Source organism: Flavobacterium sp. (genome assembly GCF_040402895.1).
GTDB lineage: Bacteria > Bacteroidota > Bacteroidia > Flavobacteriales > Flavobacteriaceae > Flavobacterium.
The window spans coordinates 24,680-40,518 of the sequence record NZ_JBBALR010000002.1 but is presented as its reverse complement, the minus strand read 5'-3'; the positions used below and the strand labels follow the sequence as shown (position 1 = coordinate 40,518).

The 15,839-nt window shown below is 31.1% G+C and carries 14 protein-coding genes; 8 read left to right on the top strand and 6 right to left on the bottom strand.

All coding sequences use genetic code 11. The annotated features are described in order from the left end of the window. Positions 1-57 precede the first annotated feature (57 nt). From ABWP60_RS02240 to ABWP60_RS02230, 3 genes are all read left to right on the top strand, one after another. Positions 58-993 (top strand): UDP-3-O-(3-hydroxymyristoyl)glucosamine N-acyltransferase, encoded by a 936-nt coding sequence (locus tag ABWP60_RS02240; RefSeq protein WP_353147899.1) that lies wholly within the window; start codon positions 58-60, stop codon positions 991-993. 136 nt (positions 994-1,129) lie between these two features. Next, positions 1,130-2,002, top strand: a complete 873-nt coding sequence (gene sucD, locus ABWP60_RS02235; protein WP_353147896.1) for a succinate--CoA ligase subunit alpha — start codon at positions 1,130-1,132, stop codon at positions 2,000-2,002. Between the two features lie 109 nt (positions 2,003-2,111). After that, complete coding sequence (locus ABWP60_RS02230; RefSeq protein ID WP_353147893.1) at positions 2,112-2,540, top strand: hypothetical protein; 429 nt, start codon at positions 2,112-2,114, stop codon at positions 2,538-2,540. 52 nt (positions 2,541-2,592) lie between these two features. On the opposite strand, the gene ABWP60_RS02225 is transcribed toward ABWP60_RS02230, so the two are convergent. The 4 genes from ABWP60_RS02225 to ABWP60_RS02210 form a co-directional block, all read right to left on the bottom strand. Further along, a complete protein-coding gene (locus ABWP60_RS02225; protein ID WP_353147891.1) occupies positions 2,593-3,783 on the bottom strand; it encodes a cytochrome-c peroxidase in 1,191 nt (396 codons plus the stop codon). 87 nt (positions 3,784-3,870) lie between these two features. After that, a complete protein-coding gene (locus ABWP60_RS02220; protein ID WP_353147889.1) occupies positions 3,871-5,202 on the bottom strand; it encodes a YHYH protein in 1,332 nt (443 codons plus the stop codon). Positions 5,203-5,257: 55 nt separating this feature from the next. Continuing rightward, positions 5,258-6,277 (bottom strand): cytochrome-c peroxidase, encoded by a 1,020-nt coding sequence (locus tag ABWP60_RS02215; RefSeq protein WP_353147886.1) that lies wholly within the window; start codon positions 6,275-6,277, stop codon positions 5,258-5,260. After that, complete coding sequence (locus ABWP60_RS02210; protein WP_353147883.1) at positions 6,274-6,966, bottom strand: MbnP family protein; 693 nt, start codon at positions 6,964-6,966, stop codon at positions 6,274-6,276. The genes ABWP60_RS02215 and ABWP60_RS02210 overlap by 4 nt, the downstream gene beginning before the upstream one ends. Before the next feature lie 237 nt (positions 6,967-7,203). Here ABWP60_RS02210 and fabG point away from each other — a divergent pair, with 237 nt between their 5' ends. From fabG to ABWP60_RS02190, 4 genes are all read left to right on the top strand, one after another. Next, positions 7,204-7,950 carry a 3-oxoacyl-[acyl-carrier-protein] reductase gene (fabG, locus tag ABWP60_RS02205; protein ID WP_353147880.1) on the top strand — a complete coding sequence of 249 codons (747 nt, stop codon included), beginning with the start codon at positions 7,204-7,206 and terminating at the stop codon, positions 7,948-7,950. A 94-nt stretch (positions 7,951-8,044) separates the two neighbouring features. After that, a complete protein-coding gene (locus ABWP60_RS02200; RefSeq protein ID WP_353147877.1) occupies positions 8,045-8,413 on the top strand; it encodes a four helix bundle protein in 369 nt (122 codons plus the stop codon). A gap of 65 nt (positions 8,414-8,478) precedes the next feature. Continuing rightward, on the top strand, positions 8,479-10,506 hold the full coding sequence (locus ABWP60_RS02195) for a hypothetical protein (protein WP_353147874.1): 2,028 nt from the start codon (positions 8,479-8,481) through the stop codon (positions 10,504-10,506). A gap of 14 nt (positions 10,507-10,520) precedes the next feature. Then, positions 10,521-11,621, top strand: coding sequence for a VIT1/CCC1 transporter family protein (locus ABWP60_RS02190; RefSeq protein ID WP_353147872.1), 1,101 nt, complete (start codon positions 10,521-10,523; stop codon positions 11,619-11,621). A gap of 2 nt (positions 11,622-11,623) precedes the next feature. On the opposite strand, the gene ABWP60_RS02185 is transcribed toward ABWP60_RS02190, so the two are convergent. Next, on the bottom strand, positions 11,624-13,714 hold the full coding sequence (locus tag ABWP60_RS02185; protein WP_353147869.1) for an LTA synthase family protein: 2,091 nt from the start codon (positions 13,712-13,714) through the stop codon (positions 11,624-11,626). 67 nt (positions 13,715-13,781) lie between these two features. On the opposite strand from ABWP60_RS02185, the gene ABWP60_RS02180 reads away from it, so the two are divergent. After that, positions 13,782-14,279 carry a DUF2231 domain-containing protein gene (locus ABWP60_RS02180; protein WP_353147866.1) on the top strand — a complete coding sequence of 166 codons (498 nt, stop codon included), beginning with the start codon at positions 13,782-13,784 and terminating at the stop codon, positions 14,277-14,279. A 59-nt stretch (positions 14,280-14,338) separates the two neighbouring features. Here ABWP60_RS02180 and mnmE read toward each other — a convergent pair whose 3' ends face one another. Next, entirely contained in the window at positions 14,339-15,745 is a 1,407-nt protein-coding gene (gene mnmE, locus ABWP60_RS02175; protein WP_353147863.1) for a tRNA uridine-5-carboxymethylaminomethyl(34) synthesis GTPase MnmE, read from the bottom strand. Between the last annotated feature and the right edge of the window lie 94 nt (positions 15,746-15,839).

Genomic DNA, 15,839 nt, shown 5'->3' with positions numbered 1-15,839 from the left:
GAAAAGTGAGAAGTATAGACTTTTCACTTTTTTTATTGACTATTTTTATTTTATAAAATGAAATTCAACAAAACCTATACATTAAAACAAATTGCTGAAATTATCAATTCTACTTATGTTGGATCAGATGATTTTCCAGTTTATGGTATGAATGAAATTCATGTGGTAACACCAGGCGATATTGTTTTTGTAGACCATCCAAAATATTACGATAAAGCGTTGCAATCAGCGGCTACAATTGTACTTATAAACAAAGAAGTACCATGTCCGGAAGGAAAAGCATTGTTAATTTCAGATGACCCTTTTAGAGATTTTAATATATTGACAAAATATTTTAGACCTTTTCAATTTTCAAATGTTTCAATTTCAGAAACGGCATCAATCGGCGAAGGCACATTAATACAACCAAATTGTTTTATTGGACATCAGGTCCAAATTGGTAAAAATTGTTTGATTCATTCCAATGTTTCCATATACGATAATACAATAATTGGTGACAATGTAATTATTCATGCAGGTACTATTTTAGGAGCCGATGCTTTTTACTACAAAAAACGTACGGAAGGTTTTGATCAATTGCTATCAGGTGGACGAGTTGTTATAGAAAACAATGTAGGAATTGGGGCACTTTGTACTATTGATAAAGGCGTAACAGGTGATACTACTATTGGTGAAGGTACTAAAATTGACAATCAGGTTCATGTAGGACATGACACCATTATTGGAAAAAAATGTTTAATTGCTTCCCAAACCGGTATTGCAGGTTGTGTAATAATTGAAGATGAGGTAACACTTTGGGGACAAGTTGGTACCACCAGTGGAATAACTATTGGTACAAAAGCTGTGATTATGGGCCAAACTGGAGTAACAAAATCTGTTGAAGGTGGAAAATCCTATTTTGGAACACCAATTGAGGAATCTCGCGAAAAATTAAAACAACTAGCTAATATTAAGCGTATCCCAGAAATAATAGAGAAACTAAAAGGGAAGTAGCTAAAAGTATTTCATCTGTTACTTAAAAGTTAATGGATATCAAATTAGCAAAAAAGTATAAAAAAAATCTCAAAAAATTAATTTATTACTGGCAAAAAACTTATTTTTGCTCAACTTTAAAAAATCAAATAACATCATGAGTGTTTTAGTAAATAAAAATTCAAAAATTATAGTTCAAGGATTTACAGGAAGTGAAGGAACGTTTCACGCTTCTCAAATGATTGAATATGGTACAAATGTAGTTGGAGGAGTAACGCCAGGTAAAGGAGGTACGTTACATTTAGAAAGACCTGTTTTCAATACAGTTAAAGACGCTGTTAAAACAGCAGGAGCAGATACATCAATTATTTTTGTTCCGCCAGCATTTGCTGCAGATGCCATTATGGAAGCTGCAGATGCAGGAATTAAAGTGATTATTTGTATTACAGAAGGAATTCCTGTAGCAGATATGATTAAAGCATACGATTTTATTCAAGGTAAAGACTGTCGTTTAGTTGGGCCTAACTGTCCGGGAGTAATTACTCCAGGTGAAGCTAAAGTTGGTATTATGCCAGGTTTCGTATTCAAAAAAGGAACAGTTGGTATTGTTTCTAAATCAGGAACTTTAACTTACGAAGCTGCAGACCAAGTGGTAAAACAAGGTTTAGGAATAACAACTGCAATTGGTATTGGTGGAGATCCAATTATTGGAACAACAACAAAACAAGCGGTTGAATTATTAATGAACGATCCTGAAACGGAATGTATTATTATGATTGGTGAAATCGGTGGTCAATTAGAAGCGGATGCTGCAAAATGGGTGAAAGCTGATGGAAATCGTAAACCAGTTGTTGGTTTCATCGCTGGTGAAACGGCACCAAAAGGTAGAACAATGGGTCATGCAGGTGCAATTGTTGGTGGTGCAGATGATACGGCTGAAGCTAAAAAACGCATCATGAGAGAATGTGGTATTCATGTTGTAGATTCTCCAGCTGAAATAGGAAAAAAAGTAAAAGAAATTATGGGATAATTTCCTGTATTTAAAATACATAATAATAAAAGCTCCTTTTGTGGAGCTTTTATTACTTATACTAATCAAGTTTACTTAGTTATTTGACTGAGTTGCAAATTAAATTAAAATGGAAAAAGAATTAAAAAAATACAAATCAACAAATAGTTTTTTATTTACAACAGATCTAAACTTAGAAGAGGTTTGTAATGCTCCAGATGGTGCAAGTGGAGTTTTCTTAGTGTTTGATGCAAGTAACGAAGAAAAACAATTAATTATGGTAGGTTCAACGGGTACGGTTCAAAATGACGGTACATTGAAAGTAAAAAGTGGTGGTTTATACGATAAAATTGTAAACGGACATCAATTTGCTAAAACCGGTAGAAAATATTCTTGGCCAGCACAAATGAAAAAAGAAGAAATTACAGCTTTAGAAGTAGTTTGGTATGAAACTTTTACAGGAAAAACAAAAAGTATTCCAACATTTGTTGAAGCGACTGTTTTACAAAGTTATTTAAAAGATAAGGGCACACTTCCTAAATGGAATGTAGCTTTCTAAAAAAATGATAAAAAAAATCCCGCTCTGAATATTTTAGAGCGGGATTTTTGTTTTAATTAAATGGGTTAGACCATTTCGAATTTGTATACACATCGGTACCAGACAAGGTTCTTAAAAAAGCAACAACAGCATCAACTTCTGTCGCGGTTAAATTTAATTGTTGTCCAACACCATTGGGTCTTAATCTTGGATCTAAATTAGTATTTCCTGGCGCAATATTTATAGTACCATAATGACCAATGGCTTGTTGAAGTGAGGTAATTACTCCTGTATGCATCATTTGTCCGTTTGTAGTACCATTTACTTTTACTAAATCTCTTAAAGAAGGCGCTCGGGTATTTGTAATGTCAATTCCGGTATTATTAATACTTCCAATTATTCCATTGTTTCTTGTGTTAGGATCAATGTCAAATTCTGGTGCGGCATGGCATCCTGCACAACCAACTCCGCCAGCTGTTCTTACACCAGAATTATTAAAAACAGGAGCGGTTAAAAATAAGTTTTTACCCAGATTTTCTTGTGCGGTAAAGTTTGCAAAAGGTGCTCCGTCATTTGGTGCGCCTGCACGTCCAACATCGTATTTTGAATCGAATGATTGAATACTTCTAATAAATTGCGCTAAAGCAAACTGAATTTTAGTTTCTGTAATTTCCTCAGTGCCATATACAAATTTAAATAACTCTTTGTAATAATTTATAGCGCTTAATTTTGTAATTAAAGCGTTAAAATTTAAATCGCCATTAGTACCACTAAATCCCATTTCTCCGTGATCTTTAATTGGCATTGTAGTTTGAATTTCTAAAGATGCGGCACGTTCGTCCCAAAAGAATTTAGATTCTACAGCAAAACGTGTATTAATTAATCGCATAGAATGGCGTCCTGTAGTTCCATTAACTCCGGTACTTGCTACACTGTCATCTCCAAAAGCTACTGCTTGTTTGTGGCAACTTGAACAAGATATGGTATTGTTTGAAGACATTTTTTTATCGTAAAACAAAACTCTACCTAAAGTTGCTCCTTTGTCCGAGATTGGATTTAATGCACTATTGTCTTTATTGATGTATGCAGGAACGGTTTGGTTCGCATAATTGGCTAAATTGTTTAAATCGACCGAGCTACCAAATTCTGCATTTACCGCAGGGTAGATTTCAGTTATGGGAGTGTAATTTTCTTCGTCAGTTTTATTACATGACAATACAGAAAAAACAATTACAAATAAAGGTAGGATTTTGAAGGGCTTCATAGATTGTATAAACTTGGTTACTACCTATTAGACTTTCAATATTAAAAAAGGTTTAATTTAAAATCTAATTTATTTTGTTTTTTTTAATTATTTAGCAATTATAACTTTATAACTTTTATTCTGATTTCCACTAGAAATTCTAATAAAATAGATACCATTGTAAACAGAATCCGTTTCAATTATTGTTAATGTACTACCTTGTAAAATTTTATTTTCTTTCACAATTTGACCTAATTCGTTAATTAATTCCACTTTTAAATCATTTTCCGTCATTTGCGTTTGAATTGCAATGAATTCAGAAGCTGGATTTGGCGCAATGGTTATTTTAAAATCAAAATTTTCAAAAGTGTTCGAAGATAAAGTGGTTGTTCCAGCTGGAACTGTTGGTACTGTAGTTACTACTTTATTTCCGTAAAATGTAGGCCCAACAACATAGGGGTAAGTAGAGTTATGAGTGGTGTTAACTGTTGTAAAATAACAATATATTCCATTTGGATATTCTGGAGTAATACAAAAACGACCGTTATGAATATCTAAATAATCTTGACCAGAATTTGCAATAAATTCATAATCCTCTCGGTACAATCCTAAAGGAAAAGTAGTGCTAACGGCCGGACCATCTGTAACATCTACACCCGTATATAAATGTGTCCTAGTAGTAATATTTCTTAAACTAAAACTCGATTTCATTCTAGTTATGCCCCCAGTTCCATTTGTATTTGCATAACCATAAGCACCATAAATTGGAAAGCCATCATAAGCAAATCCTAAAAGTGGTGAATGTTGAGTTGGGTTAATAACATATAATCCATCAGCAGGATAGGTATTACAAATTGATGATAACACCGATAAATCTAAATTAAAAGCACTAGGATTTTGATGATGGTGATAATTTCCATTAGCTGGATGCGCTTTAGCGCAATCAAATCCTGCTCGTTCTGCTAAAACAGCATCTCTATTCCAAACACCGTCACCCATTCCTCCCAAAGGTCCACCAGCGTTTGCTCCGGTTGATAATTTATATGAAACACCATCTCTGTAATCAAATAAAGCCACACCATTTATAAAAACACCAATATTACCTCCAGTTGTAGCGGTTGGCGTTCCAGTGTTTTGAGTGGGACTTAATGTAATTTTAAAAATTTTATTTTGTGCTGTCGCTATAGTTGGATTTCCATCTAAAAATGGGCCAGTAATATATGCTGGAATGCCTGTTGCAGAGACATAAACATCAGTTGTGTTGTATTGAACCGTTTGTACGTTTGCTGCAACGGCATCCACTATTGGTGTTGAATTTCCTGAAACGTAATGACGACCGGTAATTCCTGTAAAATTTCTTAACCAACTTGTGATTGCTGGATTTGTTTGCGCAAAAGTTGAAAAACTTGCAAATAATAGTATGATAATTTGTTTTTTCATTTTAGTTAGATTTAGTTGTTTTTTATTTAGACATTTTCAAAAAATGATTTATAATTTATTTTGGGTAAGCGTATTTTTTATTAAAAAGAAAGGTTTTATCAGTTAAGGTTTTTAAAAAAGCAACCAATTCTGTTCTTTCATTGTCATTTAAATTCATAGGTTGATGTAATTCCTTTGATAACGTTCTACTCTTTTGAACACCAGAATTATAATGCTTAATCACTTCAGTTAGTGTTTTAAATCTACCATCATGCATATAAGGAAATGTAAATTCGATATTTCGTAACGTCGGAACTTTAAAAAGTAACGAATCTTTACTGTTTTGTGTAATTTTCATTCGTCCTAAATCCTTTAAATCTGCAACCATTGGCAACCCATTATTTCTAAATTCATTATTTGTCAATAACGGCTCTTTATGGCAAGAAGTACAATGATTTTGAAATAACGCATATCCTTTTTGTTCCATTTCGGTGAATTCTTCTTCATTTCTGATAAATTTATCATATTTCGAATTTGTTGTTGTTAAAGAAACTAGAAATTGCGATATGGCTTTTAAAGTTAATTGACCTGTAATTTTTTTAGTTCTAAATGCTTTTTCAAATAAATCAACATATTTTTCTGATTTTTGAAGCTTATTTACAACGTTTTCTAGGGTTTCATTCATTTCAACCTCACTTGTAATCGGTGTTATTGCCTGAACATCTAAATGATTGACACCGCCATCCCACATGAAATTTTTACTCCATGCTAAATTTTGTAATGTCAATGAATTTCGTGTGCCAATCTTTCCTTCAATTCCATGACTCAACTCGTGGTCAACATGAGTAAATCCTGTAGCTTGAAGATGACAACTAGAACAAGAAATAGTGTTATCTTTTGATAATATTGGATCATAAAATAAATGCCTTCCCAATTGAAAGCCTTCTTCAGTTAATGGATTTTTCTTAAAATCATAAACAGGTTTGGGCCAATTGGTTGGAATTTCAATGTAAATAGGCGCAAAGTGACTTTTGGAAAAAGATACTATTCCAAAAATTAAAAAACCTAAAACAAATATTAAAACTATTTTTTTCATTCTATGTAAAACATTTTCGAACTTAAATTGGCTAATGCCATGGCGTCATTTCCTGGAATCATTACAGAATTCATTTCTTTTAAATTTATTTCACTGAAAAATCGCTCTAAATCTACTGTTAAATTTATTTGATTTTGAAGTTTATTAATTGGAATTTCAATTTTACGCATGGCATAATAAGGATTTAAATAACCCCCAATATGAAAATTGAAACTATTTTTCCGTGTTTTGCAACTTGAACTTGTTCCCTCTATTTTCATGTTAATATACCCACTTTGCCAAGCCCAATACATCCCATTTGAAAGGTCTAAATCACCAGACAAAGCGCCTGAAACAGAAGCTAAACTATCAACTCCAATGGAGAAATTTATGCTTTTTATTTCCTTTTTATTATTTTTAGTTATAGCAAGTAAAGTTGTATTTGGTTTTTCCAAATCAATTAAATGTGACTTTTTATCAGATAAAATTGTGTTGTCTTCATAAGTAATTTGAAAATCAGAAATATAAAATTTAAATTGAGTAATCTTTAAAGTATCCTTTTGTTTTGAAATATAAGTAGTATTTAATTTAAAATTGTTTACACTCCATTTGGGATTAATTTTCAAAGACAAAGAATCTATTTCATTTTGTCCAAAAAGAGAAAATGAAGATAATGATAGAAAGTAAATTATGTGAAACGATTTTTTCATTTTTAGGTTTTCTAATTCCAGAAAATAATTTAGAAAGCTCATTAATTAAAATATAAAATTAGATAAAACCTATAAAATATTTTCGGTTTAATTTAAAAATTATACCTTTTTTTATTGATTTTAATTTATTTAGACTCACAAAAAACAAAAAGGTTTAATGTAAAAGAAGTTTTTATTACTTTAAATTATTATTATATTTGACTTTTATAAGAAAGTATATCATTTAAATAGAATTGTATGAAATTATTAGAAGGAAAAGTTGCTATTATTACTGGTGCAAGTAGGGGAATTGGAAGTGGAATTGCAAAGGTGTTTGCTCAAAACGGAGCAAATGTTGCTTTTACATATAGTTCATCTGCAGAATCGGCCTTAGCATTGGAAAATGAATTAAACGCTTTAGGAATTAAATCTAAAGGGTATAAATCAAATGCAGCAGATTTTAACGAAGCACAAAAATTAGTAGATGATGTAATGGCTGATTTTGGAAATATAGATATATTGATTAATAATGCTGGTATTACAAAAGATAATTTATTAATGCGTATGTCTGAAGAAGATTTTGATGCGGTAATGAATATCAATTTAAAATCGGTATTTAACATGACAAAAGCAGTACAAAAAGTAATGCTTAAAAATCGTGCTGGTTCTATTGTGAATATGAGTTCTGTAGTAGGAGTGAAAGGGAATGCAGGACAAGCTAATTATGCCGCTTCTAAAGCAGGTATGATTGGTTTTACTAAATCTATCGCATTAGAATTGGGCTCAAGAAATATTAGATGTAATGCTATAGCTCCAGGTTTCATTGAAACGGAAATGACAGCAAAACTAAACGAAGATGTTGTAAAAGGTTGGAGAGAATCTATTCCATTAAAGCGTGGTGGAACTCCAGAAGACGTAGCAAATGTGTGTGTGTTCTTAAGTTCGGATATGAGCGCCTATGTAACAGGTCAAGTTATAAATGTAGATGGAGGAATGTTAACATAGCATTGTAAATAAGGTTTAAAGGTTTTTGTGTTTAAAAGTTTAAAAGGTTTTGGGTTGAATTTAGCTTGAAATTTACAAATTTAATACTATTTCAATGAGAATATTTAGTTTTGAAAAGTTGATTGCTTGGCAAAAAAGTAGAGAATTAGCTATGTTGATATTTGCAGAAACTAAAAAATTTCCAAAAGATGAATTATTTGGATTAACTAGCCAAATGAGAAGATGCTCTGTTTCTATTGCATCAAACCTAGCTGAAGGTTCAGGAAGAAATTCTATGAAAGATAAAGCTAGATTTTCCGAAATTGCTTATAGTTCTTCATTAGAATTATTAAATCAAGTTATTTTATGTCGCGATTTTGAATATCTAGATGAAAATCAATCCATTTTAATAAGAGAAAAAATAACTGAAGTAAATATGCTAATTGATGGATTGTATAAGTCGCAAATTTCAAATATAGAATAACTTTCACCTAATCCATAAACGTAAAGCCTTTTAATCTTTTAACCCTATAAACACTTAAACTAACAATGACAACAAGCACAATTCTTCTAATACTACTTTCGGTTATTATTTCTGGAGTTGTTGCGTTTTATCAATATTTATTTAAAGTAGATAACCAAAATAAAACAAATTGGTTATTGGCTTTTTTGCGTTTTATTTCGGTTTTTTCATTGCTTTTATTAATAATTAATCCTGTAATTTCAAGAAAAATAGTAGAAACCAATAAAATTCCGCTTGCCATTGTTGCTGATAATTCTCGTTCTATATTAGAATTGAAAGCTACGACTGATGCGTTAAAATTAGTTGAAACCCTAAATTCAAATTCGGCATTAAAAGAAAAATATGAAATTCAAAGTTATACTTTTGATGATACATTTGTTGCTGGAAAGTCTCTAGATTTTAAAGGAAATCAGTCAAACATTCACGACGTAGCTGTAAATTTAAAGCAGTTAAATAAAAATGCATTCTACCCAGTTGTGTTAGTAACGGATGGAAATCAGACAATTGGAAATGATTATGTATTTAGTTTTCACGAATCTACAACCGTTTTCCCAGTTGTTTTAGGTGATACTACCACCACTTTTGATTTGAAAATTAATCAGCTTAACGCCAATAAATATGCGTTTTTAAAGAATAAGTTTCCAGTAGAAGTATTCTTACAGTACAATGGTAATAAGTCGGTTTCTGCTGCCTTTTCAATTGAAAAAAATGGTAAGAAAATTAGTAATCAAACGATAAATTTTGATGCTAAAAATAAAGTGCAATCGGTACAAATTTTATTAGAAGCAGACAGAGTAGGTTTACAAAAATACAAAGCTGTAATTTCTTCATCTGTTAAAGAAAAAAACACCTACAACAACAGTAAAAACTTTGCGGTTGAAGTGCTAGATCAGAAAAAAGAAATTGCACTAATTTCAGATGTTTCGCATCCAGATTTAGGCGCCATAAAACGCGCAATAGAATCTAACGCACAACGTAAGGTAACAATTGTTAAACCTAATTCAATCAATGATTTAAAAAAATACAATGTATTGATTTTGTATCAACCAAATGCTTCTTTTAGAAAAGTATTTGAAGCTAATAAAAATTTAAAAATAAACACTTTTATTGTAACCGGAATGGCAACGGATTATAATTTATTAAATCAAATGCAATCCGATTTAGAGTTTAAATTAACCAATAAAAAAGAAAATTTTACTACTTCATTTGTACCCAATTTTAATCTTTTTGCACAATCTGATATTCAGTTTTCGCAATTTCCACCATTAGAAAATCCTTTTGGAAAAATTACTGAAAAAGGAAGTGTAAACACCTTGTTGAAAGCAAAAGTAAATGGCATTGAAGTTGGAAATCCTATTTTAACTTTTTCAGAAAAAGGAATAAGTAGAAATGCTTATTTATTAGGTGAAAATTCTTGGAAGTGGCGAATGGAGAGTTTTGTTTTAAATCAATCTTATGAGAAATACGACCTGTTTATTGATAAGATTATTCAGTATTTATCTACTAATTCTGCAAAGAAATCACTTTTGGTGGAACACGAAAGTTTTTATAATTCTGGTGAAACCATTGAAATTTTTGCTCAATATTTTAATAAAAGTTATGAATTGGAAGAAAACGCCAATCTTTCTATCACTTTAACGAATAAGAATACTAAATCAACAAAAAACTACAATTTCTCAAAAGCAAACAATGGTTATCAAGCTATTTTTGATGGAATAACTCCAGGAAATTATATGTTTCAAGTAAAAGAGACAACAAGTAACGCCAGTTATAATGGAACTTTTGAAGTTTTAGATTTTGATGTGGAAAAACAATTTGTCAATCCGGATGTGTCAAAATTACAACAATTAGCCAATCAGAATAATGGTGAAATTATTTATCCTAATCAAATAGAAAAGTTACTTCAGAAATTACTTCAAAAAGACACTTATTTACCCGTAGAAAAAACGATAATTAAAAATTCTCCTTTAATTGATTCCTTGTGGTTATTAATTATTATAGTTGTATCTTTAACTATCGAATGGTTTACCAGAAAGTATAACGGATTAATATAATTAATACTTCCAATATGATTAGTTTAAAAAGCATTCAAACAGAAATTGATGCAAGTTATTTGTATAAAATACTTGCTGAAAATGAAGAAGATAAAGCAGTTGCTGAAGTTTTTAAACAAATGAGTGAAATTGAGCACAGTCACGCTGTAGCTTTTATTCAGAAAAACAATTTAACGGAAACCGATTTGCCGTTGCCTTCTTTTAGAGCAAAAACATTACATAAAATAGGAAAAGTTTTTGGTTTCGATTATGTTTTAGGCGTTTTATTAGATACTGAAAAAAGTATATCGAATTCGGTTATTGGGGCTAGAAAAAAATACAGTTCGGCACAATCAATCTCTGATACGGCTCACGTTACGATATTAAAAAACATTTTAAATTCAACTACTAATGTGTCTGGATCCAATTTAGCACGTTTTGAAAAAAGACATCGCTCAGTAGGAGGGAATGCCTTAAGAGCGGCTGTTTTAGGTGGAAATGACGGATTGGTTTCTAATTTTAGTTTGGTAATGGGAATTGCTGGCGCTACTAGCGGACAAAGTGAAGTGTTACTAGCAGGAATGGCTGGTTTGTTAGCAGGCGCTTTATCTATGGCTCTAGGAGAATGGATTTCGGTTAAAAGTTCTCAAGAATTGTATGAGAACCAAATGCAATTAGAAATGGACGAACTAGAAACTAATCCTGAAGGAGAGCGAAAAGAAATTGCCTTAATTTATACGTCAAAAGGCATTCCGCAAGACCAAGCCAATCAAATGGCCGCTGATATTATTTCTAATAAGGAGTTGGCACATCAATTTTTAATTAAAGAAGAATTAGGAATAAATGCTGATGATTTAAAAGGTTCTGCAATGGAAGCGGCAATAACTTCGTTTGTTCTTTTTGGTATTGGTGCGATAATTCCGGTTATCCCATTTTTCTTTTACGGTGGTACAAAAGCAATTATTATTAGTACTTCTTTAAGCGCCGTTGGCTTGTTTTTAATTGGTGCAATAATTACTTTATTTACTGGGAAAAGCGTTTGGTATTCGGGATTTAGACAAGTATTATTTGGTTTGTTAGCTGCAGCAATCACTTTCGGTATAGGAAAACTAATTGGTGTGTCGGTTATTGGTTAATTTTACTTCTCATATTTTTTTGTTTTTAAAATATGTGAGGCAGTTTGATAGATGGCTATAGTTTCTTTTCTTAATTTCACATCTATTTTTGTTTTCGGTTTTTCTTCGTAGATAATGCTGTAATTAGTGCCTAATGTTTCGTTTTTTTGTTGAATTAAATCAAATTGCTTTACTTTCTTTTGTGGTGAAATTATTGTTAAAACACCATCTTTAATATATCCCAAATCTTGATAGGTTGCTATAAAAGCTCTTGGTATATAATTTGTTTTTAAAACATTTTTTCCAAAAAATTTAGATTTATATTTAAAGTTTAAAATACCTAAAACAGTTGGCATTATATCAATTTGCGATACTAATTTATCTACTTTTTGTGGTTGAATAAATCCAGGGGCATAAATAAAGGCAGGAATTCTATATTTATCCATTGGCAATTCGGTTTTCCCAGAACTTGAGGCACAATGATCAGCTATTATTACAAAAACTGTGTTTTTAAACCAGGCCTGTTTTTTTGCCATTTCAAAAAATTGTTTCAAAGCATAATCGGTATACATAACACCGCCTTCTCTTGATTTTGCTGTACCTGAAATGCTAATTTTTCCTTCTGGATAAGTAAATGGACGGTGATTACTTACTGTCATCCAATGATTAAAAAATGGTTTACCTGTTTTAGCTTCATCATTCATTACTTGAATGGCTTTTTTTGCCATATCTTCATCACAAACCCCCCAAATATTAGAGAATGTTATTTCGTTAGGATTTAAACTTGATTTATCTACTATATCATATCCGTTTCCTCCAAAAAAATCTTGCATATTATCAAAATAGGCATCGCCACCATATAAAAATTTTGTAGAATATCCTTTTGATTGAAATACACTTCCTGTTGTAAATTTGTTTTTATTATCTTTTCGTTTTACAACACTTTCTCCCGGAGTGGGTGGTAAGCATAATGTAACCGCTTCTAACCCTCTAACGGTTCTGTTTCCAGTAGCGTACAAATTGGTAAAAAATAAACTTTCTTCTGCTAATTGATCTAAGAAAGGTGTTATGTTGTTATGATTTCCATAATGTTTCATAAATTCTTCACTTAAGCTTTCTACGGTTATCAATACAACATTTTTTTTTATTTCCTTTCCGTTAGATGTAATGGAAGTACTATTTTGATTATAGTTTACACCAATAATTGTGTCAAACTGAGCCAATTCTTCTTGAGGTAACGATTCGTAAAACTCGAAGAAGTCTAACTCACTATTGGTAAATGCTTTATAAAATTTTTGAAGTCCATTACTTTGTAATTCATTTGCAAAAACATTCGAGCTATTTTGTTGAGATGCAATACTAGGAAGAATTAGCAAAGCACTACCAAGCAATAGTAATTGCACTACAATAATTTTTAGTTTACTTGGGAAATTTGGTAAATCCTCCAAATACGATTTTGATTTTTTTATTATGATAAAAGTAGCAGCAAATGCTAAAATTCCTACTGATGCAAATAGCGGCACCACTGGATAAGACTCCATGATGTTTCCAATAACGGCATTGGTATACACTAAATAGTCTACTGCTATAAAATTATATCTTACGCCAAATTCATTCCAAAAAAAGAATTCGCTAACGGCATTTTGTATGATTAGTAAAACAAATAAGAAAATGGTTAAAGAAAACAAAGCCAAACGAATTGATTTTCTATATTTATCTGTAAACAAAATGGCTGCAAAAAATATAGTTTTAAAACCTACAAAAGCAATTCCTATTTCTGGCAATACACCACCGTATTCGCTTAAAATACTTTTTCCAGAAATAATATATAGTAATAGTGCTACAAATACACCTAAAATTATATAACCATAAGGTTTTTTAAATTTAGAATTTGATAAAAATATAAGATAGAGCCATAAAATGACACCAATTAGTATAAAAATAAGAAAATCGGAAATTAAGCCAAGACCAAAAATTTTACTAATTTCAACAATAGAAAATTTACTTTGTGTTATAGGGTGAAATAGTAAAACTAATCGGGTTAAAAAGCTAACAATCAAATAAAAAATCGCTAAATTTGTGTATACTACGTTTTGTTTAAACAAGTTTCTCATTTTGTAGGAATTTACTACAAATGTACAGTAAATTAACTTTAAAGTAACTTTAAATAAATATAATATTATGAATGATACACATTTACACTTGGTGGTAAACCACTTTCCAATAATTGGAACCATTTTTGGATTAGGAATTTTAATTACAGGAATTGTAATGAAAAACAATGTTATTAAAAATATAGCGTACGTGCTTTTCTGTATTTCAGCCATTTTCGGATTTGCAAGTATGTTTACAGGTGAAGGAGCAGAAGAAATTGCTGAAAATTTACCTTCTGTAACGGATCAAATTATTCATGAACATGAAGAAATGGCCGAGAAATTAGCTTTAGTCTTATATGTTTTGGCTGGAATTTCTTTAGTTGGATTGTTTTTAAATTTTAAAAATCATGCTAAAGCAAACGTAGTATCTTATTTTGCTTTTGCAATAGCTTTAGTAGCGGTATTTTTAGGAAAACAAACGGGTACAACTGGAGGAGAAGTTCGCCACACAGAAATTAGATCGAATGTTACAGTTGGTTCTTGTTTAAAAACTATTGATAACGTAGAAGTTGACAAAGATTAAATTAAAACAAACTAATAAATAGCTCAAACCTCCAATTTGCATAACAATTGGTTCATTTTTTACTTTCCGATACAGAAATTAGCAAAAATATTACCAAGTAACTCATCGTTAGTTACTTCGCCGGTTATTTCACCAAAGAAATATAAGGCGGTTTTAATATCAATAGCAATTAAATCAGAAGAAATTCCAGCATCTAATCCCCATTTTACTTTCTGAATTTCTTCTAACGCTTTTAATAACGAATCGTAATGACGGGTATTTGTAATTATGGTTTCGTTATTTCTTAAAGCACCAGTATTTACAAAAGAAAGTAAGGTGTTTTTAAGTTCATCAATACCTGTTCTTTTCTTGGCAGATATAGTAATGGATAATGGATAATTAATAATGGATAATTTTTCTAAAAGATGCGCGCGTTGTTCTTCGTTTAGAAAATCGATTTTATTAACTATCATTACAAGCGGTTTTTGAGGGAATTTATTCTTAATTTTTTCAATTTCAATTTTAAACTTGTTTTCATTCTCAATTATCAATTGTAAACTATCAATTAAAAATAGAACTACCTGCGCTTGTTCAATTTTTTCAAACGTTTTTTGAATTCCAATGCTTTCTACCACGTCTTTTGTTTCTCGAATTCCTGCGGTATCAATAAATCGGAAACCGATACCATCAATTACTAATTCGTCTTCAATAGTGTCTCGGGTTGTTCCAGCAATGTCAGAAACTATGGCACGTTCTTCATTTAATAAGGCGTTTAATAGCGTCGATTTTCCTACATTTGGTTCGCCTACAATCGCTACAGGAATACCGTTTTTAATTACATTCCCAACCGCAAAAGAATCTAGTAATCGTTTTAAAACAAATTCAATTCGTATTAGTAATTCCTCAAATGCTTTTCTGTCGGCAAACGCGACATCTTCTTCAGCAAAATCAAGTTCTAATTCAATAAGTGAGGCAAAGTTTAAAAGTTCTTCACGGAGTTTCGCAATTTCATTACTAAATCCACCACGCATTTGTTGCATCGCGATTTGATGATTTGCTTCGTTATCTGAGGCGATTAAATCGGCAACAGCTTCAGCTTGAGATAAATCTAATTTTCCGTTTAAAAAGGCACGTAGAGTAAATTCTCCTGCTTGCGCCATTTTCGCTCCTTTTCGAAGCAATAATTGTATAATTTGCTGTTGAATAAAAGTAGAGCCATGACATGAAATTTCTATTACATTTTCGCCCGTGTAAGAATTTGGACCTTTAAAAATAGAAAGCAAGACTTGGTCGTACACTTTTGTATGGTCTACTATATGGCCTAAATGAATGGTATGTGTTTTTTGTTTTATAATATCTTTTCCAGAAACCGAATCAAATACTTCAGCAGCTATAGTAATAGCATCTTTACCAGATAATCTAATAATAGCAATAGCTCCAGCACCCGACGGCGTAGCTAAGGCAACTATGGTTTCTTGTGGAATCATTTTTTAAATTTTGTTTCTTGGCAAAGATAAAATTTTAGTACTTAGTAATTAGTAATAATTGAATAGTTTTTTTAAATAAAAAACCACAAAAGCC